The following is a 20338-nucleotide window of genomic DNA, read 5'->3' on the forward strand; positions in this document are numbered from 1 at the left end:
TTGCGCCTGTTTCGCAAGTTCAACGCGTCAGCACGACTCCAATGCCAAGGTGGCGTGCATTAGGGTTTTTCTACCTCGGCGCTTTAATAAGCGTCTCTCTTTCGTTAAATTTATTTTGTTCCGATAAAGAAACAAACTAAATAACAAAGTAGCGATAGATCAACTTGGTAGAAGTAGAAGATTTATGATCCCAAACAGTAACGCCTTGCGCCACTGCCGTCGTCAGTGGCTTACGCTGCTTGGGATCTGCCCCCTGAGATCATTAAGATGGGGTTAGCGACTTAAGCTACTTTGGATTGAGTATCTCTATCTATTTGTAAGCTTCTTTATTACATAACATAACTAATATCTTACTTATGCCTTGATCCAGCTTGTCTATGCTTAGATGACTGATCACAAGGGATATTATGATGACAAAAATCGTTAAGATTATTTTGCTGACAGCGCTGGGATATTCAGTGTTGGGAGCACTTGGTTTGACGGTTGCTATATCTCCAGGTTATTCCACGATTATTTGGCCGGCCTCTGGGCTAGCACTTACTGCTGTTGTGTTTTTTCCAAAATTTGCCCCATTGGGTGTCTTCCTTGGTTCTTGGCTCATCAATGTTTCTACTACTTGGTTAAATCATCAAGAATTTGCTTTGGCGTTACCGGCATGTATCGCCATGGGGGCGGTATTGCAATCGTGTGTTGGTGGTTATTTAGTGCGTCGCTTTGTTGATGTGTCACGTTTGTTTCATCGTAGTCGTCAGGCATTGCGTTTTGTGATTCTGGGTGGTGTCTTGTCAACCTTGATAGGGGCAAGTGTAGGGGTTTCATCATTATTATTTTTTGGGGCTATAGATTACGCGCAATATTGGACAAACTGGGGTGTTTGGTGGGCCGGCGACATGATTGGTGTGATCTTTATTGTGCCATGGTTAGCGGTATTTTTACCTTCTTTGTTTGGTGAATATTTTGATCGTCCAATGCGTTTAATGAGTGGTCTGATCGTGGTGTTGTTGATGATCGCTATTTTGTCTTGGGGGGGAGGGTATGCAGAATGGAATCGGCAAGTAAAGGAATTTCAATCCAACGCAGAACGGTTAGAAGTTTCTGTTTCAAATCGTATTAAAAATGCCGTGGATATGCTTTACAGTTTTGTGGCTTTTATTGATAGCAGTGAAGAAATTAATGCGGAGGAGTTTGCCTTTTTTTCTGACCGAGTAATGCAAAGAGATGATTCAATTGTTGGGGTTTCGTTGAACTTCTCCGTTGCGGGTGACGATATTTTGAACTTTGAAAGGCGTATTCAACGCTTTTATCAGGATCGAGAGTTTCGAGTGAAAGAAAGGTCTCCAACTGGGCGTTTAGTCCCAGTCATTCCTAGAAAAAGTCACATTGTAGTGACCTTTATTTCGCCACTTGAGCGTAATAGTGCTGCCCTTGGGTATGACGTCTATTCTCAAGCAGACAGACAGTTTGCTCTGGATCAGGCTATTCAAAGCAAACAAGTTTACCCTACGTCCCCTTTACGCCTTGTTCAGGATACGAAAGGGGTTTTGTTGTTTTTACCTTTTTTTGATCAACAAACAGATACTTTCTTAGGTGTGGCTGCGTCAGTCATCGCTTTATCTACGTTAACAGACACCATTGTTCAAAAAGGTCGTTTACCGAACACGGATTTGTATTTAGTGGACGAGTTTGGTCACAGTGGTTCATCGGTGTTAGTGGCGAAAAATAGAGAGGCAAGTTTAACCGTTTCTGATTTAGTGCTGGCTTATGAGCAGGGCGATTTTCAACACGCTGTAAAAGTTGATATTCGTGTTGGTGCGAAAACTTGGCAACTCTATCAAGTGAGTCAAGATTACTTTTTTAAACAGCCTTGGATTGTCCAGTTAGTCTTAGCTTTTGGTCTATTTGTGGCGGGCTTATTTGGCTGGTTCTTATTGATTGTAAGTAGTCATGCAGCAGATGTTGAGCATAAAGTTCGGCGGCGCACTAAAGATCTGCAATTAGCGAATGATAATCTCAAATTGTCTGAATTGAAGCAGAGCAAAGCCAAAGATGAAGCAGAGCAAGCAAACCGCGCAAAAAGTGAGTTTTTAGCGAATATGAGCCATGAAATTCGTACGCCATTGAATGGTGTGATTGGCAGTTTAACCTTGTTGTTGAACGGTAAATTGCAGGCGGATCAAATTCAATTGGCGACGCTGTCAAAACAAAGTGCTGAATCTTTATTGGATATTATAAATGATATTTTAGACCTTTCTAAAATTGAAGCTGGGGCTATGGAAATTGAAAGAACGTTATTTTCATTAAATGCTTTAGTAGAAGAAGTGGCCAATATTGCCAGCCTCAAAGCGCAAGACAAAGGCATCGTATTAAATGTACCTGCGAGCTTGGTACCTAATTTAATCTTGTTAGGGGATCGTGTCAGGCTGAAACAGGTCATGATGAATTTGGTAGGCAATGCGGTTAAATTTACCCAGGTGGGTGAGGTGAATTTAACGGTCACTATTGACCGTCAAGCAGGCGATGATCATGTTTTATCATTTAAGGTTGAAGACACAGGAGTTGGTATTGCGAAGGATGCGCAATCGCAATTATTTCAGCGTTTCAAACAGGCAGATGGCTCTACGACCAGACGCTTTGGTGGAACAGGTTTAGGATTGGTCATCAGTAAGGACATTGTTGTGGCGATGGGGGGGGAAATACGTTTAGAGTCGCAGCAAGGAGTTGGGTCGAGTTTTTATGTGCAAATCCCAATCCAGGTGAATGCAATCGAGACGCCACAGACGGTGAGCTACGAAGTCCGTGTGACGCTCATTTATGAAAATGATACAGGGCGTTCTTATGTGGCCAGTTTGCTTGATTCATTAGATTGTAAGGTGACTACTTTTTCTAATTTTAGTGATGCGTTAGCCAGTGAACAAGGGCTTGAAAAGCTGATTTTATTGGACTCTAATGCATTTAAAAATGCGTCATCTGATGAGATTGCTCAGTTGGAGCAAATGTGTCTAGAAGAGCAGATTCAATCCATTTTATTACGATCTCGCTCCGAGTTTAATTTTAGTGATAAAATGATAACAACATCTGTAATGAAGCCTATACTTAGCACGCCGTTATTAGATGTTCTAGAAAGTTTGAAGCCACCCGTTTTAGGAGAAGTTATGGCGACCAATAGCAATAACTCAACGTCAGATAATCGCCCTGTTTTTAATGTCAAAGTGTTGTTAGCGGAAGATAATTTGACAAATCAGATCGTCGCGCGTGGGTTGCTAAACCTGTATGGCGTCGAGGTAGAGATTGCTGAAAATGGTGAGCGTGCAGTGAGTTTAGCTAAGCAAACCAAGTTTGATTTGGTCTTGATGGATTGTCAAATGCCGGTGATGGATGGCTATGAGGCGACGCGTCATATTCGGCAGTTTAACGATGCTAAAACCGCAGCGAATGTCCCTATTATTGCATTAAGTGCCAATGCAATGAAGGGGGATCAGGATGAGTGCTTTGCTGCCGGTATGGATGACCATATTGCGAAGCCCGTATCCCAGAATAAGTTAGTGGAAGCTCTAACGAAATGGCTTAAATCAATAGACTAGGTAGTAAGACTATGTTGGATGTAATCATATTTGATAGTTCAGACTTTGAAAGTCGCCTTGCTCGTAATGAGGAGTTGATGACACTCGTGGCGGCGGAGTTCCTGAAAGAAGCGACGGGTCTGCTAGCCTTGCTAGATACATATATAATGGAATGTGACTGGCATAATCTAGGGGTGGTCACAAACCGCTTGAGAGGCGCAGGTTTAGAGGTATCTGGTTACCAGTTTTGCGAAAAGCTTAATGATTTGCAGCGTATTATCGACAACCAAGCAGCACCTCAATTAAATACAGTAATGTCGGCTTTAAATACCGAATTTGATCGTCTCTCTTTGGCTTTAAAACACGAAATTCTAAAATAATTTGTTCACTCGCTATTTTTAGCCTCTTATTTTCTTCCTATTAAGACCTTTCAAATCAATAGTAAACAAGGTGTAAGCGTCTGTTTATCCTCTGTTTTATGGTTTTAATCTTCGTTTTCAATTTCATTTGAGTGTGTTTGTGTTTCAAATGAAACTTATCTATCATCAAATTGAAATATTTAGTTTCTATAGTCGTTCTTTCTTTTCTAAAAACAACTCATTGTGAGGAACACGGAAATGTATAAATTGAAATTGGCGTCAGCGGTGATTGGACTCTCTATTGCAAGCTCCGGCTTTGCGGCAACCGATATTGAATGGTGGCATGCAATGGGTGGTGCGAATGGTGAAAAAGTAAATGAGATCGCCAAAGCATTTAATGACTCTCAAGATGCCTATACCGTTAAGCCTGTTTATAAAGGAAATTATACGGAAACCATGACGTCCGCTATTGCGGCTTTCCGTGCTAAAAAACAACCACACATAGTACAAGTATTCGAAGTGGGTACGGCCAGCATGATGTCCGCAAAAGGGGCCATTTACCCTGTTTACGAATTAATGCGTGAGTCTGGTCAATCATTCGATCAAAGTGGTTTTCTAAGTGCCGTTACGGGTTACTACTCTGATCAAGAAGGCAACATGTTGTCTATGCCATTCAATAGTTCAACGCCAGTTCTGTATTACAACAAAGACCTATTTGCTAAGGCTGGCATTCAAAATCCACCAACGACTTGGGAAGAAATGGAAAGTGTTTCTCAGAAGTTGTTGGACAATGGCGTTAAATGTGGCTTCACCACCGCGTGGCAGTCTTGGGTTCAGCTAGAGAATTTCAGCGCTCGTCAAAATACCCCTTTTGCCAGTGAAGCAAACGGTTTCGGTGGCTTGGATACGAAACTGACATTTAATGGTCCATTGCAAGTGGCTCATATTGAAAAAATGAGTGAATGGCAGCAGAACGGCATCTTTAGTTATGGTGGTCGTCGCAGTGATTCTGCACCAAAATTCTACAGTGAAGAGTGTGCGATGTTCATGAACTCTTCAGCGGGTTACGCTGGTATTAAGAAAAACGCCAAGTTTGATTTTGGTGTGTCACAGCTTCCTTATCAAGGCAGTGCGATCTCTGAGCCGAAAAATACCATCATTGGTGGTGCGTCTCTTTGGGTGCTGCAGGGTCATAAAAAAGAAGAATACAAAGGCGTAGCGTCTTTCCTAAGCTTCTTGTCTCGTGCAGAAGTTCAAGCAGATTGGCACCAGTTCTCAGGCTACTTGCCAATTACTCGTGCTGCCTACGACCTAACCAAGGGACAAGGTTTCTATGCTCAAAATGTTGGTACAGAAACAGGTGTGTTGCAGATGACCTCAGGTACACCAACGCCAAACTCTAAAGGTTTACGTTTAGGTAACTTTGTACAAATTCGTGACATCATTAATGAAGAGTTAGAAGGTGTTTGGGCAGGCCAAAAATCTGCTCAGGCTGCACTAGACGAAGCGGTCAAGCGCGGTAACGTGTTGCTGCGTAAGTTTGAAAGAGCCAATAAGTAATTAGCGCTAGCTAATTACGGTGTGACCCTCGCTCTTGATGAGCGAGGGTTTTGTATTTGAACTTATGGCAAGGCGTGGTATTAATGTCTGTGTATTTTCCTCATAAAAAATTACCCTATCTGTTGGTTTTACCTCAGCTTGTTATTACTCTTATCTTTTTTTTATGGCCAGCAGAGCAAGCGTTTGAACAAGCTTTCTATCAAGAAGACGCGTTTGGCTTAAGCCGAGAATTTGTTGGCTTTGATAACTTTGTCTATCTGTTTAATGATCCACAGTATTACAAGTCTATTTGGGTCACTTTAGTGTTTAGTTTCTCCGTTGCCTTCTCTGGTTTGGCTATCGCGCTTTGGCTAGCCGTCATGGCGGACAGAGTCATTCGCGGCAAACTGACTTATCAAACCTTACTGGTTTGGCCTTATGCAGTCGCGCCCGCTTTGGCTGGTGTGCTTTGGTGGCTGTTATTTGATCCTAGCATGGGGCCGGTTGCTCTTTGGTTGCAGTACTTTGGTGTCGACTGGAACCATTTCTTAAACGGTGACCAAGCAATGACCTTGGTGGTCATTTCGGCCACATGGAAGCAAATCAGTTATAACTTTCTGTTCTTTTTGGCTGGCTTACAAGCTGTGCCGCGCTCGTTAATTGAAGCCGCATCGATTGATGGTGCTAGCCCGTTTAAACGCTTTTGGACCATCGTTTTCCCATTGCTTTCACCGACGACCTTCTTTTTGTTGGTGATTAATCTAGTGTACGCCTTTTTTGATACCTTCGGAGTAATTGACGCGACCACTCAAGGTGGCCCTGGTGTGAGCACAGCCACCATGGTGTACAAAGTCTTTAATGATGGTTTTATCGGTTTAGACATGGGCAGTTCAGCGGCTCAGTCTGTTGTGTTGATGTTTTTGGTTGGCGTTATGACGGTGATTCAATTCCGTTACATTGAACGTAAGGTGGAATACTAATGATAGAAAATCGTCCTTGGCTTACCTTCGTCAGTCATTTTTCATTGTTGCTCGGGATTGGTGTCGTCGCCTTGCCTGTTTGGGTCGCCTTGGTGGCATCGACTCACCCCAGTTCCGCTTTTGGTGCCGGTGAAATTCCTTTGTGGTTTGGTGATCAAGCGCTAGAGAATTGGCGATCTGTGTTTTTAGGAGAAGCCAGCTCCGGTGTGGATGTGCCTGTTTGGTACATGATGCTGAACTCTTTCATCATGGCGCTTGGCATTACCGTCGGTAAGTTGTTTATTTCATTATTGTCGGCTTATGCCATTGTGTTCTTTCGTTTTCCCTTTCGCGGGGCGTGTTTTTGGGTGATCTTTATTACCCTGATGCTCCCTGTAGAGGTACGTATAGTACCGACTTATGAAGTGGTGGCGAATCTCGATATGTTGAACAGTTATTCAGGGTTAATCTTGCCCTTGATTGCCAGTGCGACGGCAACTTTCTTATTTCGACAATGCTTTATGACCATGCCGGGAGAGTTGATTGAGGCGGCGCGAATTGATGGTGCAGGCCCGATTCGATTCTTTTTCGATATCTTGTTGCCGATGTCTCGTACCAACATCGCTGCCTTGTTTGTCATTATGTTTATTTACGGTTGGAATCAATATTTATGGCCTGTGATCATCACCACAGACGATGCTTATTATACCTTGGTAATGAGTATTAAACGTATGTTGGCTGTGGATCAGGGGGATATTGAATGGAACCATGTCATGGTCACTACGCTGCTCGCCATGATTCCGCCAGTCGCCGTGGTGATTGGTATGCAGAAATTGTTTGTGAAAGGCTTAGTGGACGCGGAGAAATAAGAAAATGTCAGATGTAGTATTAAACAATATTGGTAAAACCTACCCCAATGGGTATCACGCGATTCCAAGTATCGATCTGACGATAGAAGAAGGTGAGTTCATTGTTCTGGTTGGTCCGTCAGGTTGTGGTAAGTCAACGTTACTGCGAATGGTGGCAGGGCTTGAGACCATTTCTCAAGGTGATTTGATGATCAAAGGGGCAAAGGTTAATGATAAAGAGCCCGCGGATCGTGACATTGCCATGGTGTTCCAGAACTACGCCCTTTACCCTCATATGACAGTGTATGCCAATATGGCTTATGGCTTGAAGAATCGAGGTGAAAGTAAAGAAGTCATTGCTGAAAAAGTCACCTCTGTGGCGAACATGCTGGGTCTGGAAGAGCTGTTAGAGCGTAAACCTAAGCAGTTATCAGGTGGTCAACGTCAGCGCGTTGCTATGGGGCGTGCCATGGTGCGAGATCCCAAGGTGTTTTTGTTTGATGAGCCGTTATCGAATCTAGACGCCAAATTGCGAGTGCAGATGCGAGTCGAGATTCGCCAGTTACAAAGAAAGTTAGGTACGACCACTTTGTATGTGACGCACGATCAAGTCGAAGCCATGACATTGGCTGATCGACTGGTGGTGCTGAACAAAGGTAAAGCTGAGCAAATTGGCACACCGATGGATTTGTACAATAAGCCTGCTACGCCTTTTGTCGCTGCCTTTATTGGCTCACCTTCGATGAATTTGTTGCCAGCGAATTTAGATGAGCAAGGCATTTGTTTATCGGATCAGTTGTCTTTACCTTTGGTTCACGATCATAGAGGGAACATTATTTGGGGAATCCGCCCTGAGCACCTAGAAGTTGTGGATGAAGCAAATGCGGATTTCGCTTTGCGCATTCAAGCGGTAGAATCGTTAGGCGCTGAAACCTTAATACACGGCACTGTGGATCTGGGCGTTAAGCAAGAGTCAATGGTGGTCCGACTATCCGGTCCTCATTGGCCAGAAATCAACTCGTTACTGTGGCTAAAAGCGCCTTTGGATCATTGGCATGTTTTTGATGCTGTAACGCAACAACGCTTGTGAGTGAGTATGACAGTGGAAACCGTTTTAGATACGAAGGTGATGGGACATCGTGGTGCGGCCTTATTGGCACCGGAGAATACCTTATCATCCATTAAGGCTGCGGCTGAAGCCGGGGCGACTTGGGTTGAAATTGATGTGTATCTGATCGCTGAGGGTGGTTTAGTGATCTTTCACGATGATACTCTAGAGCGTTGCACAAATGGCACGGGTAACACGCGTTTATTGCTGCCAGCAGACGTTTCCAAACTTGATGCGGGTGGGTATTTTTCAGCGGCGTTTATCAATGAAAAAATGCCCACTTTGTTAGAAGCTTTGGAATGCATTCAATCATTGGGATTGGGTCTCAATTTGGAAATCAAACACGCCGAAGAGGACGTGGAGAATATTGTGCCAGCGGTGATGGCGGTATTACGCGATCATTGGCAGGACAATAATAGATTGATTATTTCAAGTTTTAATCATCAGGCATTGCAACTGTGCTATGAGATTGCCGATGGGCGACATTTGGCACAATTGTACGAAGTGATTCCTGAGGATTGGCTGGCACAATTGCAGAGCATTGAAGCCTATAGTTTGAATTGTGACTATAGCTGTTTAACTAAGGAGCAAGCGCAAGCTGTGAAAGCTGCGGGCTATAAGTTGCTTTGTTATACACCAAATGACCCTGAGACCGTGACGTCTCATTGGGAGTGGGGGATGGATGCGGTGATTACCGATGACCCTACTCAGTTTGCGTTTTTAGTCGAAGATGAAAGGCTTTGATGTGGCATTAAGTGACCGACAGAATCAAATTTTAAATTGGGTTCAGCAGGAAGACGCTTTGTTAGTGGAAGATATGGTGGCACGATTTAACGTGTCTTCCCAAACCATTCGTAAAGACATTAATTTGTTGGCGGAGCGTCATCTAGTGCGCCGTACCCATGGTGGTGTGTCGCCTCTATCAAGTACCGAGAACTTGCCTTTTGATCATCGTCAGTTACTAAACGGTGAGTCAAAAGCCACGATTGCGGCTCGAGTCGCTGAAATTATTCCTGACGGTGCGTCGGTCTTTTTAGGCATAGGGACAACGGTTGAGTATGTGGCGAAAGCCTTGGTTTCTCATCAGCATCTGCAAATATTTACCAACAATCTCACTGTAGCCAGTATCTTTGGTAACTACCCCCACATCCGTGTTCGAGTGTTAGCAGGGAAACTGAGGCATCGTCATTATGATTTGGTTGGTGAGGAAACTTTAACAGGTCTAAGACAATATTATTTTGATTATGGTGTGTTGGGTTGTGGTGGATTAGATGAAGCACAGGGCGTGTTGGACTTTGATCCTGAAGAAGCTGCTGTTAGTCGTGTTTTAGTAGATCAAAGTCGACACAGTTTGCTGGTGGCTGATAAGCATAAATGGGGGCGAAAGGCCATGGCACGGGTGCATAATTTCTCGGCAATTGATCAGGTTTTCACTGATAAATTATCTGAAAAACAACGGCAATTACTCACTTTGCATGGCGTAAAAATACAACTTTGTTCATAAGGTGACTATGTCTATTAACTCTCTTTCTGAATTGGCAATGCAGGATTGTCAGCGTTTGCGATTTATTCTAACGGACTTTGACGACACCTTGACTTGGCAAGGGCAGTTGCCAGTCGAAACGTTACGGTCTTTAGCTGAACTAGCAACTCAAGGCATTAAGGTGATTCCAGTCACTGGCGGCTGTGCTGGCTGGTCAGATATGATTGCTAGGGCCTTGCCAGTTGAAGGTGTCATAACAGAAGGCGGTGCGTGTTTTATTGGTCGTGATGAACGACAACACCTGACTTATGACTTTTGGCGTGAAGAGTCCGTAATGCGAGCCGAGCAGCAAGATATTTTAGTGCAAGTGGGGCGTGTGCTTAGTCAGTTTCCAGATTTAAAGCTTGCGCGCGATCAGGCCTATCGTTTGACTGATGTGGCGATTGATTATGCTCAAGATGTGAACCCACCGGCCATTGCTTCCAAGGAGGCTTGTTTGGAGGCGCTATTAGCGTTAGGACTGAATGCTCGTGCCAGCTCGATTCACATTAACGTTTGTTCCGATGGCTATGACAAGTTTTCGATGGCTCAACGTGTACTCAGTCAGGTATATGAATTGAGTGAGCAGCAGCAGCGTGAGCAGGTGTTGTATGTAGGTGATGCGCCGAATGATGAAAGTATGTTTGCGCGCTTTCCTCTCAGTGTCGGCGTGGCGAATATAGCGCATCATTTAGCGCAAATGCAGCATCATCCAAAGTTTCAAACCAGCCAGCCTGGCGGCCTTGGTTTTGCTGAACTGGCTGCTGTTATCCTGACGGCTAAAGAGAATTAATGTACTTTTCTTCTGTTTTACCGGTTTATTTACCGCAGAGGCCAAGTGTTGAATTTTGTTGGCTTTATCTGCGTAAATAGGAAAAAAGCGTCATTATAATCAAAGCACTAAGGCCTATCAGTAAACCTGTGATAAAGCTAAGTAAAGTATTGGCGGCTGCCTGAACTAGGGAAAAATGATCCATGCCCTGCAGAGTGATAAGTTCAACCGCATGATGTAAAGCAGGTAAGCCGTGAATAAAAATCCCACCACCGACAAGAAACATCGCAATGGTCCCGACAACACTGAGTAGTCTGATCAGGTATGGTGCGCTGACTAGAAGAGAGCGTCCTAAGGATTGGTAAATGATTTGTTTGGACCGACTTAAAAATACTCCTATATCGTCCAGTCGAACAATCAAGGCAACAAGAAAATACACTCCCATAGTGACAACAATAGCGATGAAACTTACGACTAGACTTTGAGTTAGTAGTGGTTGGCTGGCAACAGCGCCAAGTGCAATGACGATGATTTCCGCTGATAGTACAAAATCTGTACGAATGGCGCCGCGCACTTTGGCTTTCTCTAATGAGAGAAGCTCTTGTGGGGTTTTCGCTGCTTGAAGGTGGCTTCTGAACTTGTCTTTGTATTGATGGTCTTTTTTGATTAAATGCCAAACTTTTTCGGCACCTTCATAACACAAATACAACCCCCCCAGCATTAACAAAGGCTGAATCAGCCAAGGGATAAAAGCACTAATGGCAAGGGCCAACGGTACCAGAATTAATTTATTGACAAAGGAACCTTTGGCGACAGCCCAAACCACGGGCAATTCACGATCGGCTTTTACACCAGACACTTTCTCAGCGTTGAGTACTAAATCATCGCCTAACACGCCTGCCGTTTGTTTGACGGCAGCTTTAGATAAGACAGACACATCATCTAGAAGGGTCGTTATGTCATCTAGCAGTGCTAATAATCCAGTTACCGCCATGATGATTTCCTTGTTAAATTCGCTTTAATCACATGCCCCGAGATGCTTTGAAATTACTTCGGCGGCTAATTTTACCGCTTTTTTCATTTCTTCATAAATATCATCAGGAGTTCGAAACGCTGGTGCGGTAACACTGAAGGCTGCCACAACTTCGTGACGTGCGTTAAAAATAGGAGCCGCAGCACACTTGATGCCGATTTCGTGCTCTTCAAGGTCGAGTGAAATACCCGAGTCTTTTATTTGTTGTAAATTGTCTTGCAGCGCTTCTGGTGTGGTGAGTGTGTGCTCAGTATGACGAGTAAAGGCTTGTTCACTAATGATCTGTTGTTGTATGTGTGTGGGTAAAAACGCCAACATGGCTTTGCCGACACCAGTACAATAAACTGGGCCTTTTTTGCCGACGGCGGAATACAACCTAAGGCTTTTAGGGCTTTCTAATTTGTCTATGTAGATGACATCGGCACCATCAAGAACCGCCAAATGAATGGTTTCTTGAGTGCAAGACCATAAATCACGCATTGGTGAGGCGGCCACATCACGGATATCTAAGTTGGCCCAAGTACGATGGGCTAAAGCCAGCAATCCATAGCCAGGATAATAAGCTTGCTTATGTTCATCAAAACGCACCAAGCCATGTTCTAACAAGGTATTGAGTTGGCGATGGGCTGTGGCTTTAGGTAATTCAGATAGGTCAACCAGTTCGGCAAAGCGTAATGGGACAGGAGAGGTACATACATGATTCAGCATAGTGAGTGCTTTGCTAAGAGAAGAACCAGTTGGTTTTTTTTCCATGATCTTTCCTGTCTGTAAAACATGTTATGGTTAGAATGTGTTTTATCTTAACATTGTCAGTTAAGAGAATATATTTCAAAACACTTTTTCGTTTTCAGTAGGATTAAGAGTCAATAGACGGAGTGGTTAATATGGCGGATGCTTTACGTATCTGGCGACGCATGGTGATGCCAGATCTTGTTCGTGTGCATCGTTATCAGAGTTTGCCTGAGCAAGGTCCAAAAGTGTTGTTTTTTAGTGGTGGTTCAGCGCTGAATAAAATCAGTCGAGTCTTTAAAGAATATACCCACCACTCTATACATTTGGTGACTCCGTTTGATTCCGGTGGTAGTTCAGCGAGGTTACGAGCGGCGTTTGATATTCCTGCGGTAGGGGATTTGCGAAGTCGTTTGATGGCGTTAGCGGATGAAACCGTTTTGGGGCAACCAGAAGTGTATGCCTTGTTCACTCATCGTTTAAGTCATACGGACTCCTTGGCTGAGCTAAGTGCGCAATTGGATGCCTTGGTGAAAGGTGAGCACGAGTTAATCGTTACTATACCAAACCCGATGAAGGCTTTGATTCAAACCCAATTGGCTGTGACTCAGGCTGAAATAGATGAAGCGTTTGATTTACGCGGAGCAAGCATTGGAAATCTGATTATGGCGGGCGGTTTTTTAAACAACCAGCATCAGCTTGATCCAATCGTGTTCTTGTTTTCTCGTTTGATCAAAGCGCTTGGGGAAGTGAAAACCACTCTGGATGCTGATTTGCATCTGGGTGTTGAGTTGGAAAATGGTGATGTGGTGTTGGGGCAACACAATATAACGGGCAAAGAAACCTCCGCGCTTGCCAGTCCGATCAAACGCATGTGGTTGAATAAAGGATTGAAGCAACCACAGCCAACCAATTGTCAGATTGCCGATGATCGGAAAGATGCCATCGAGACAGCGGACTTGATTTGTTATCCACCAGGTAGCTTCTACAGCAGCTTATTGGCTAATTTAACGCCACAGGGGGTTGGTCAGGCCATTTGCCGAAACCCAAACCCAAAGGTTTATGTGCCGAATTTAGGAATGGACCCAGAGCAGTTGGGTTTGTCTCTTACTGAGCGGGTTGAGCGCCTCATTGCAGCCATCATAAAAGATGTGCCAGAACATGCGAACTATTCTGCATTAGATTACGTATTGCTTGATGATCGCTATGATTATGGCGAATTAGATTTTGATAAACTCGACCGACTTAATGTGGCCGTGATTAAAACGCCTCTTATCACCCACAAACCTGAAAAGTACGATGAAAGACTGGTGACTAAGGCCTTGTTGTCGCTCGTATAAAAGCGAAGTTTAAGAACGTATGCTACTTTTTAGTGAGAAGAGAATGCATTTTAGCAGAGAATAAAATGCACACTTTATTAAAGTGGGATAAAAAAAATTACGAGACGTAACACTTTTGTGTTTTTCGAAACATCACCTTAGCTGCGATAGTAGAGATACTAGATAACAAGAGAACTGTCATGAGTACAAAGGTACTGATATGTGATGATTCAAAAATTGCAAGGAAGCAGCTGGCAAAGGTTTTGCCAAATGACTGGAATGTCGAAATTGAATTTGCTGAGAATGGTCAGGATGCGCTGGAGCAAATAGCAGCGAATGCGTTTGATGTCTTATTCTTGGATCTAAATATGCCGGTAAAAGACGGCTATGAAACTCTGGAAGCGCTTCAAGACGTCGCTAATGCACCTGTGGTGATTGTGGTGTCTGGTGACGTCCAGCCAAAAGCCATTGAGCGAGTGAAAGCGATGGGCGCCGCTGCGTTCCATAAAAAGCCCGCTGCCGCAGAAGACATACGAACATTGTTGTTAGAACTAGAGTTATTCTCGCCCAACGCTCAAGCGAGTGGGACCCCGAATGAGGTGGTGACCGCGGCGGAAAGCTTCACCCTGCAAGAGACATTACAAGAGGTCTCTAATATTGCCATGGGACGTGCCGCTAGCGTGCTAGCAGAAATGCTCAATGTGTTTATCAAGTTGCCTGTGCCTAGAGTAAGTATTCTGGAAGTAGGCGAACTGCAAATGGCACTAGAATACAGTGTGAAAGAGGACAGTTGCTCTGCCGTATCACAAGGCTTTGTGGGCTCTGGTATTGCATTTGAAGCTTTGCTGATTTTTAACGATTCCAGTTTTCCTGACATGGCTACCTTGCTGGGAATGACGGATGCGATTTCTCGTGAACATGAAACGGAACTCTTAATGGATGTGTCCTCTGTACTTGTCGGGCCTTTCATGGCCGCAGTGGGTAAACAGTTGAACATTGATTTTAGCCATGGCCATCCAACCTTGCTTGGTCAGCATGTTAGAATTGCGGATTTAATTAATGTGAAAAAAGCGTCGTGGAAACGTACCTTAGCGGTCGAGATTGTGTATGAAGTAGAGAACTACCAGATCAATTGTGATTTGATGTTGTTGTTCACAGAAGATTCTGTGCCGACATTAGAGCACTTGTTGTCATTTCTGGCGGAGGATGAATGAGTATGCAGTCTGATGGCTTAGCCGATTTTCACTGGATGTTTGATTTACTTCACCACATTGACGTGGGGTTGGTGGTATTGGATCGACAATACAAAATACAGTTGTGGAATAGCTTTATGGAGAATCATAGTGGCGTGAGTTCTTCTATTGCTAAGCAGCAATCTTTATTTACGGTCTTCTCTGACCTTGAGCAGAGTTGGCTGCAACAAAAGTTGGATAATGTGTTTGGTTTGAAAACTCCCATCTACATTTCTTGGGAACAGCGCCCCCACTTATTCAAATTTAAGTGTTACCGACCACTGACTAGTATTGCGGATTATATGTATCAAAATATCGCAATCCGTCCTATTTCTGGCCCTGATGGTGCGATAAATCAAGTTTGTTTAGTCGTATATGACGTCACCGATGTGGCGACGAATAAGATGGCCTTTGAGGCCATTCGACAAGGTACAACCAAAGCCTAACGAAAAAAGCCACCTTAAGGTGGCTTTTTGATGATACGGCACAGGCAATAAACTTAGCCTTGTTGGCTAACTGGGCTGGTTAGGATTATTTCTTGTGCAACAGTTGCTTCTCAATCGCCATAATCATTCGGCTTGCAATGTCTTCATTCGTCGCAGTTTCTATGCCCTGTAGACCTGGAGACGAGTTTACTTCTAACAGCAATGGACCTTTATTGGAGCGAATGATATCTACCCCAGCTACCCGTAAGTCCATCGCTTTTGCAGCCTTGATGGCGATGCGTTTTTCATCTGGTGTGATTTTAATCAGCTCAGCATGACCACCTTGATGGATATTGGCACGGAACTCTCCCGGTGCGGCGACTCGCTGAATGGACGCCACGACTCGACCATCAATAACAAAGCAGCGTAAGTCTTTACCACTGGCTTCTTTGATAAACTCTTGGACTAGAATATTGGCGTTTAAACTCTTAAACGCATTAATCACACTGTCTGCCGCTTTGCGGGTTTCAGCCAGTACCACGCCTTTTCCTTGCGTACCTTCTAAGAGCTTGATGATAAGCGGTGCACCGCCAACCATATCGATCAAGTCACCAGTGTCTAATGGTGAGTTAGCGAACCCTGTTGTGGGGATGTCTAAACCGTTATCCAGTAGCAGTTGTAGGGAGCGAAGCTTGTCTCTTGATTGCGAAATAGCAATAGAAGTATTCAGGCAATAAATGCCTAAGGATTCAAACTGACGAAGTAAGGTGCAAGCGTAAAATGTCATGCTTGGACGAATGCGTGGGATGACGGCATCTAGATCATTTAATACTCGGCCACCTCGGTAGTGAATCTCTGGAGTAGTGGCATCCAATTTCATGTAGCAGTTTTTGACGTTTAAAAACTGGATCTCATGGCCACGAGCTTCGGCAGCTTCAATAATACGACGATTGCTATATAAGTCTGGATTGCTGGCCAATAGACCGATTTTTAAACCACCAGTACGAATGTCAGGAGACTTGTATAAATCTGCGAGCACGTCTTGGGAGCGTTCTCCTAGTAGGCATTGGCCTTCGGGGTCGACTAGAATTCGTCCGGTCATGGCTTCTCTGCCCAACAGCATGCGATATCCCATGCTGTCGCGATCGGTCAGAGTGACTTCTACTGACCAGGATTTTTCACCTAAAGAAATCGGTACACGAATGACGTGACGCTTTTCTTTATCTCCGTTGGAGCTCTTGATAAAACGTTGGTCAATGATCTGGGCTTCACAGTGGACTTTTGTTTTGCGATTGTCTTGTAGTGGATGGACCTCAAAGCTCACCCATTGCTCGCCGTTACGGGGAAAGCTTTGAATGTTCACCGCATGTAATGATGAGGTTTTGGCACCTGAATCCACTTTTGCTTTGATGGCAGGAATATTTAGTGACGGAAAGGCGCACCATTCATCACTGCCAACAACCATTTTGGCTTCGTTCATTTGGTTCATAAACTTTTAACTCTATAGAAAATAGGGAAGAAACAGGAAGCCTAAAGTGGCCTTGATGGCCATCTATTCTCCCCGTGCTTTATAGCTTAAAAGGCATTTCAGGTTAAGCGTTATTTCATTCCTTTTGGAATAATTTTTGTGTTCGAATTTTCGGTATAAACACAAACTATTGTAATCGTCATTTGTGGGGTTACTATGTGCGTATAAGAAATAGCAACTGGGGTGATAAATGAATGGCCAACTAATGAAAGAGTTGGAAGAGCTAGGCGGAGAAATACGTCCTGCAAGCTTAAAAAAATGTGATGAAATCATCATAGATCAACCCGGCTTTAGCGCCGTTATTGCTCTATGGGGCGGGCACTTGGTGAGCTTTACGCCATCAGGTCAACCTGATCTCTTGTTTCAATCGGAAAATAAAGGCGGTGAAGGCCGTTTTGGGCGTCGACATTTTGGGGTGCCAGTGTGCTGGCCTTGGTTCGGTGCCAATGAAGAGAAGGAAGATTTTCCTGCGCACGGATTGGCGCGTTATTTCCGTTGGGAATTTATTGAAGCAGGGCGCTTTAAAAACGGCGATGTGAAAATTGTCATTCGTCTTGCTTCGGAAGACCATCCATTGATTGAAGAAATGTGGCCTTATGTCTTTGAGTTGCGTCAGGTGTTTCGTTTCTCTAGTAAAGGTTTTCGCATTAACTTTACTGCGGCAAATCTATCCGATCAGCCCATGCCGGTAAGTGAGGCCTTGCATACTTATTTCCATGTGGCGGATAACAAAGCCGCGCAAGTACATGGTTTAGATCAAGTTACCTATATTGATAAGTTTGATGAGGGGCGTGAATATCAGCAGCAAGGTGTCGTGACGCCTTGTAATCATATGGATCGAGTGTATGTGTCGTCACCAGAAGAGTGTGAGATACATGATCCAGATTTGCAGCGCCGCTTGATTATTCAAACGGAAGGCAGTGGTAGCACGATTCTGTGGAACCCAGGCGGTAAATTGGCAAAGAAACGAGCCGATATGGACAAAGAGGACTATCGTCGCTTTGTTTGTGTTGAAGCTGGTAATGCTTTGTCAGATGCTTATGTGATTGCACCAGGTGACATTCACCAATTGAAGTTAAAGGTAAAACACAAGCCACTAATGGAAGACTAGATTTTCTGTTTGTTGTCGCCATTAAAAAACCGCTGGATGCCAAATGCATGCAGCGGTTTTTTGTGGTCGCTTAAACGCTTAGTCTAAGTTGTATTCCATAATCAATGGCGCATGATCAGAAAAACGCTGACCTTTGTAGATGGTGCCACCTTGAATCACGTTTTTTAGGCCAGGTGTGGCAATTTGATAATCTAAACGACCACCTTCATCTAATTTCCAAGCCCGTTCGTAGTCTGGCCACCAAGTGTATTGCTTATCTTGCTTGTTCACCTGACGGAAAGCATCGATGTATTCTAGCTCGTTAAAAATTTCATTAATCCATTTGCGCTCCTCTGGTAAAAAGCCAGAGTTACGCTGATTAACAAACCAACTGCTGACGTCAATCGGAGAGCGAGCCACATTCGCTGTGCCGCAAAAAATAAATTCGCGACGCTTACGACGGGTTTTAATCAAATGATTCTTAAAACCTTCCATAAAGCGATATTTATGCTCCTGTAAGGCTTCTTCGTGATTCGATCCGTGTGGTGTTAAAAAAGCACCAATACTAACCTTGTCAAAATCCGCCTGAATGAAACGACCTTCAAAGTCACATTCAGGGAAGCCCATGCCAGTCATAATCGCTTTTGGCATACTCTTACAGTAGATGGCAACCCCTGCTTGATCAGGGTTTTCCATCGAATCAAAGAAATAGGTGTTGTATTCAGGTGGAAAGAAAACGCTGTCATTTAAGCTACGTTCATCGACCTGTATGTCTTGTAGACACACAACATCCGGGTTCTGACGAACCATCCATTCAAAAAAGCCGCGATCGGCTGCTTGTTTTATACCGTTTACATTAAGGCTGATGACCTTCATTTCTGGTCCCTACAATTCCTAGCCGTGTGTTATATTAGCGCCTATCCTAAGTTAGCATGGCTTTTTATACCATCTTGGTGACGCTGTGTTGTGAATTTTTATCTTTCTGGAGCCGGTATGAAACCTTACCAAAGAGACTTTATCAAATTCGCTATTGAGCAAAACGTTTTGCGCTTTGGCGAATTTACACTTAAATCAGGCCGCGTAAGCCCTTACTTTTTTAATGCTGGCTTATTTAGTTCAGGCCAAGCATTAGCGAAGTTAGGCCGTTTTTACGCCGCCTCTCTCATGGAAGCAAATGTTCCATTTGATGTTCTTTTTGGCCCTGCTTACAAGGGCATTCCCTTGGCTACGACAACAGCCGTTGCCCTGTATGATCATCATAATCTAGATACACCATACGTATTCAACCGCAAAGAAGCAAAAACTCACGGTGAAGGCGGCTCTCTCGTTGGCGCAGCTCTTGCTGGTCGCGTCATGATTATTGATGACGTGATTACCGCAGGAACCGCTATCCGTGAAGTCATGGCCATTATCCAACAAGCGAATGCATCGCCAGCTGGTGTGCTTATCGCATTGGATCGTCAAGAACGAGGCCAAGGCGAATTGTCTGCCATTCAAGAGGTTGAACGAGACTTTGGTATGCCGGTTATCAGCATCGTGTCACTCAACGACATCATGACGTATTTGGCTGAGCAAGACTCTCCAGAGTTTGCCCAGCATTTGGACGCGGTAAAAGCTTACCGAGACCAATACGGAATCTAAGTAAGCGTCACGCTAAGGCTCAGCGCGGCTGAGTCTTAGCGATTCTGCATCAAATTTTGTGCCAATATGGGCCATTGTTCTTTCCAAGCTTCCATTGGCTTCGTTTTGAACTCACTGCGTACATAATGACGTACTTTGCCTTCGATCACCGCCATTAAAAAATCCGCCGTTGGTGCGACACCCATTTTCGATCGCAAACCTTGTTTCAAATCTGCTTCACGAATAATCTGCTTAAGCTGTGTTTCAATGCGATCAAATAGTTGCGCAATACGTACTCTTAGGCGTTCTGTCTCACCAGACAACGCGTCCGCTGTGAGCAATCGACACATGCCTGGGTTTTGCTGAGCAAAGCCGAGAATCAGCGTCATCATCATGTCAATCCGAGACACTACGTCACTTTTTTCTTGAATAATACGGTTGATACGAGAAAAAAGAGATTCTTCAATAAATTCGATCAAGCCTTCAAACATCTTCGCCTTGCTTGGAAAGTGGCGATAAAGCGCAGCCTCTGAAACGCCAACTTGTCTGGCAAGAGCAGCGGTTGTGATGCGAGCCCCCGGACTACTTTCTAGCATTTGAGCCAGTGCTTGCAAGATTTGAGTGCGGCGATCGATTTTTTTATTGCTCATGGTCTCGTACCCAGTAATAACCTATTGTCGATGTTTTTTTAATGA

19 protein-coding genes and 1 pseudogene are annotated in these 20338 nt (G+C 44.2%); 14 read left to right on the forward strand and 6 right to left on the reverse strand.

Annotated features, from left to right (window positions below; genetic code table 11):
- The first annotated feature begins 407 nt into the window (after positions 1-407).
- From ACHUFM_RS09090 to ACHUFM_RS09130, 9 genes are all read left to right on the forward strand, one after another.
- Positions 408-3581 carry an ATP-binding protein gene (locus tag ACHUFM_RS09090; RefSeq protein ID WP_394181615.1) on the forward strand — a complete coding sequence of 1058 codons (3174 nt, stop codon included), beginning with the start codon at positions 408-410 and terminating at the stop codon, positions 3579-3581.
- Between the two features lie 11 nt (positions 3582-3592).
- Positions 3593-3940: an Hpt domain-containing protein gene (locus tag ACHUFM_RS09095; protein ID WP_394181617.1), complete on the forward strand. Its 348-nt coding sequence runs from the start codon at positions 3593-3595 to the stop codon at positions 3938-3940.
- Positions 3941-4177: 237 nt separating this feature from the next.
- Complete coding sequence (gene ugpB, locus ACHUFM_RS09100) at positions 4178-5479, forward strand: sn-glycerol-3-phosphate ABC transporter substrate-binding protein UgpB (protein WP_394181619.1); 1302 nt, start codon at positions 4178-4180, stop codon at positions 5477-5479.
- Between the two features lie 83 nt (positions 5480-5562).
- On the forward strand, positions 5563-6438 hold the full coding sequence (gene ugpA, locus ACHUFM_RS09105; RefSeq protein WP_113873268.1) for a sn-glycerol-3-phosphate ABC transporter permease UgpA: 876 nt from the start codon (positions 5563-5565) through the stop codon (positions 6436-6438).
- Positions 6438-7286, forward strand: a complete 849-nt coding sequence (gene ugpE, locus ACHUFM_RS09110) for a sn-glycerol-3-phosphate ABC transporter permease UgpE (RefSeq protein ID WP_063332420.1) — start codon at positions 6438-6440, stop codon at positions 7284-7286. Before ugpA ends, ugpE begins: the two co-directional genes overlap by 1 nt.
- A gap of 4 nt (positions 7287-7290) precedes the next feature.
- On the forward strand, positions 7291-8355 hold the full coding sequence (ugpC, locus tag ACHUFM_RS09115) for a sn-glycerol-3-phosphate ABC transporter ATP-binding protein UgpC (RefSeq protein WP_394181621.1): 1065 nt from the start codon (positions 7291-7293) through the stop codon (positions 8353-8355).
- 6 nt (positions 8356-8361) lie between these two features.
- Positions 8362-9117 carry a glycerophosphoryl diester phosphodiesterase gene (locus ACHUFM_RS09120; RefSeq protein ID WP_394181623.1) on the forward strand — a complete coding sequence of 252 codons (756 nt, stop codon included), beginning with the start codon at positions 8362-8364 and terminating at the stop codon, positions 9115-9117.
- A gap of 1 nt (position 9118) precedes the next feature.
- The gene (locus ACHUFM_RS09125) at positions 9119-9877 is read left to right on the forward strand and encodes a DeoR/GlpR family DNA-binding transcription regulator (RefSeq protein ID WP_394181625.1); all 759 of its coding nucleotides are present in this window, start codon (positions 9119-9121) and stop codon (positions 9875-9877) included.
- Between the two features lie 7 nt (positions 9878-9884).
- Positions 9885-10688 (forward strand): HAD-IIB family hydrolase, encoded by an 804-nt coding sequence (locus ACHUFM_RS09130; RefSeq protein ID WP_394181627.1) that lies wholly within the window; start codon positions 9885-9887, stop codon positions 10686-10688.
- A 64-nt stretch (positions 10689-10752) separates the two neighbouring features.
- Here the strand turns inward: ACHUFM_RS09130 and ACHUFM_RS09135 are convergent, their stop codons facing one another.
- Together ACHUFM_RS09135 and ACHUFM_RS09140 are read right to left on the reverse strand one after the other, a co-directional pair.
- A complete protein-coding gene (locus tag ACHUFM_RS09135) occupies positions 10753-11661 on the reverse strand; it encodes a DUF808 domain-containing protein (RefSeq protein ID WP_394181629.1) in 909 nt (302 codons plus the stop codon).
- A 24-nt stretch (positions 11662-11685) separates the two neighbouring features.
- Positions 11686-12453: an IclR family transcriptional regulator gene (locus ACHUFM_RS09140; protein ID WP_394181631.1), complete on the reverse strand. Its 768-nt coding sequence runs from the start codon at positions 12451-12453 to the stop codon at positions 11686-11688.
- Between the two features lie 131 nt (positions 12454-12584).
- On the opposite strand from ACHUFM_RS09140, the gene ACHUFM_RS09145 reads away from it, so the two are divergent.
- The 3 genes from ACHUFM_RS09145 (at position 12585) to ACHUFM_RS09155 (ending at position 15426) form a co-directional block, all read left to right on the forward strand.
- Positions 12585-13769: a GAK system CofD-like protein gene (locus ACHUFM_RS09145; protein WP_394181633.1), complete on the forward strand. Its 1185-nt coding sequence runs from the start codon at positions 12585-12587 to the stop codon at positions 13767-13769.
- A gap of 179 nt (positions 13770-13948) precedes the next feature.
- Positions 13949-14962, forward strand: a complete 1014-nt coding sequence (locus ACHUFM_RS09150) for a response regulator (protein ID WP_394181635.1) — start codon at positions 13949-13951, stop codon at positions 14960-14962.
- On the forward strand, positions 14959-15426 hold the full coding sequence (locus tag ACHUFM_RS09155) for a nitrogen regulation protein NR(II) (RefSeq protein ID WP_394181637.1): 468 nt from the start codon (positions 14959-14961) through the stop codon (positions 15424-15426). The genes ACHUFM_RS09150 and ACHUFM_RS09155 overlap by 4 nt, the downstream gene beginning before the upstream one ends.
- 85 nt (positions 15427-15511) lie before the next feature.
- On the opposite strand, the gene rimK is transcribed toward ACHUFM_RS09155, so the two are convergent.
- The gene (gene rimK, locus ACHUFM_RS09160) at positions 15512-16414 is read right to left on the reverse strand and encodes a 30S ribosomal protein S6--L-glutamate ligase (RefSeq protein ID WP_394182011.1); all 903 of its coding nucleotides are present in this window, start codon (positions 16412-16414) and stop codon (positions 15512-15514) included.
- A 75-nt stretch (positions 16415-16489) separates the two neighbouring features.
- Positions 16490-16894 (reverse strand): annotated as a pseudogene (locus ACHUFM_RS09165) (ATP-dependent zinc protease family protein); the annotation flags it as partial.
- Positions 16895-17123: 229 nt separating this feature from the next.
- On the opposite strand from ACHUFM_RS09165, the gene ACHUFM_RS09170 reads away from it, so the two are divergent.
- Entirely contained in the window at positions 17124-18044 is a 921-nt protein-coding gene (locus ACHUFM_RS09170) for a D-hexose-6-phosphate mutarotase (protein WP_394181639.1), read from the forward strand.
- Between the two features lie 78 nt (positions 18045-18122).
- On the opposite strand, the gene ACHUFM_RS09175 is transcribed toward ACHUFM_RS09170, so the two are convergent.
- Entirely contained in the window at positions 18123-18899 is a 777-nt protein-coding gene (locus ACHUFM_RS09175; protein WP_394181641.1) for an exodeoxyribonuclease III, read from the reverse strand.
- A gap of 117 nt (positions 18900-19016) precedes the next feature.
- Here ACHUFM_RS09175 and pyrE point away from each other — a divergent pair, with 117 nt between their 5' ends.
- Positions 19017-19664, forward strand: coding sequence for an orotate phosphoribosyltransferase (gene pyrE, locus ACHUFM_RS09180; protein ID WP_063332432.1), 648 nt, complete (start codon positions 19017-19019; stop codon positions 19662-19664).
- A gap of 35 nt (positions 19665-19699) precedes the next feature.
- On the opposite strand, the gene slmA is transcribed toward pyrE, so the two are convergent.
- The gene (slmA, locus tag ACHUFM_RS09185) at positions 19700-20293 is read right to left on the reverse strand and encodes a nucleoid occlusion factor SlmA (protein ID WP_394181643.1); all 594 of its coding nucleotides are present in this window, start codon (positions 20291-20293) and stop codon (positions 19700-19702) included.
- Between the last annotated feature and the right edge of the window lie 45 nt (positions 20294-20338).

The organism is Marinomonas posidonica (genome assembly GCF_043643765.1).
GTDB lineage: Bacteria > Pseudomonadota > Gammaproteobacteria > Pseudomonadales > Marinomonadaceae > Marinomonas > Marinomonas posidonica_A.

Excerpts from the sequence above, each read along its gene's own strand:
- ACHUFM_RS09090 (WP_394181615.1), top strand. The coding sequence starts at position 408 with ATGATGACAAAAATCGTTAAGATTATTTTGCTGACAGCGCTGGGATAT.
- ACHUFM_RS09095 (WP_394181617.1), top strand. The coding sequence starts at position 3,593 with ATGTTGGATGTAATCATATTTGATAGTTCAGACTTTGAAAGTCGCCTT.
- ugpB (WP_394181619.1), top strand. The coding sequence starts at position 4,178 with ATGTATAAATTGAAATTGGCGTCAGCGGTGATTGGACTCTCTATTGCA.
- ugpA (WP_113873268.1), top strand. The coding sequence starts at position 5,563 with ATGTCTGTGTATTTTCCTCATAAAAAATTACCCTATCTGTTGGTTTTA.
- ugpE (WP_063332420.1), top strand. The coding sequence starts at position 6,438 with ATGATAGAAAATCGTCCTTGGCTTACCTTCGTCAGTCATTTTTCATTG.
- ugpC (WP_394181621.1), top strand. The coding sequence starts at position 7,291 with ATGTCAGATGTAGTATTAAACAATATTGGTAAAACCTACCCCAATGGG.
- ACHUFM_RS09120 (WP_394181623.1), top strand. The coding sequence starts at position 8,362 with ATGACAGTGGAAACCGTTTTAGATACGAAGGTGATGGGACATCGTGGT.
- ACHUFM_RS09130 (WP_394181627.1), top strand. The coding sequence starts at position 9,885 with ATGTCTATTAACTCTCTTTCTGAATTGGCAATGCAGGATTGTCAGCGT.
- ACHUFM_RS09135 (WP_394181629.1), bottom strand. The coding sequence starts at position 11,661 with ATGGCGGTAACTGGATTATTAGCACTGCTAGATGACATAACGACCCTT.
- ACHUFM_RS09140 (WP_394181631.1), bottom strand. The coding sequence starts at position 12,453 with ATGGAAAAAAAACCAACTGGTTCTTCTCTTAGCAAAGCACTCACTATG.
- ACHUFM_RS09145 (WP_394181633.1), top strand. The coding sequence starts at position 12,585 with ATGGCGGATGCTTTACGTATCTGGCGACGCATGGTGATGCCAGATCTT.
- ACHUFM_RS09150 (WP_394181635.1), top strand. The coding sequence starts at position 13,949 with ATGAGTACAAAGGTACTGATATGTGATGATTCAAAAATTGCAAGGAAG.
- ACHUFM_RS09155 (WP_394181637.1), top strand. The coding sequence starts at position 14,959 with ATGAGTATGCAGTCTGATGGCTTAGCCGATTTTCACTGGATGTTTGAT.
- ACHUFM_RS09170 (WP_394181639.1), top strand. The coding sequence starts at position 17,124 with ATGAATGGCCAACTAATGAAAGAGTTGGAAGAGCTAGGCGGAGAAATA.
- ACHUFM_RS09175 (WP_394181641.1), bottom strand. The coding sequence starts at position 18,899 with ATGAAGGTCATCAGCCTTAATGTAAACGGTATAAAACAAGCAGCCGAT.
- pyrE (WP_063332432.1), top strand. The coding sequence starts at position 19,017 with ATGAAACCTTACCAAAGAGACTTTATCAAATTCGCTATTGAGCAAAAC.
- slmA (WP_394181643.1), bottom strand. The coding sequence starts at position 20,293 with ATGAGCAATAAAAAAATCGATCGCCGCACTCAAATCTTGCAAGCACTG.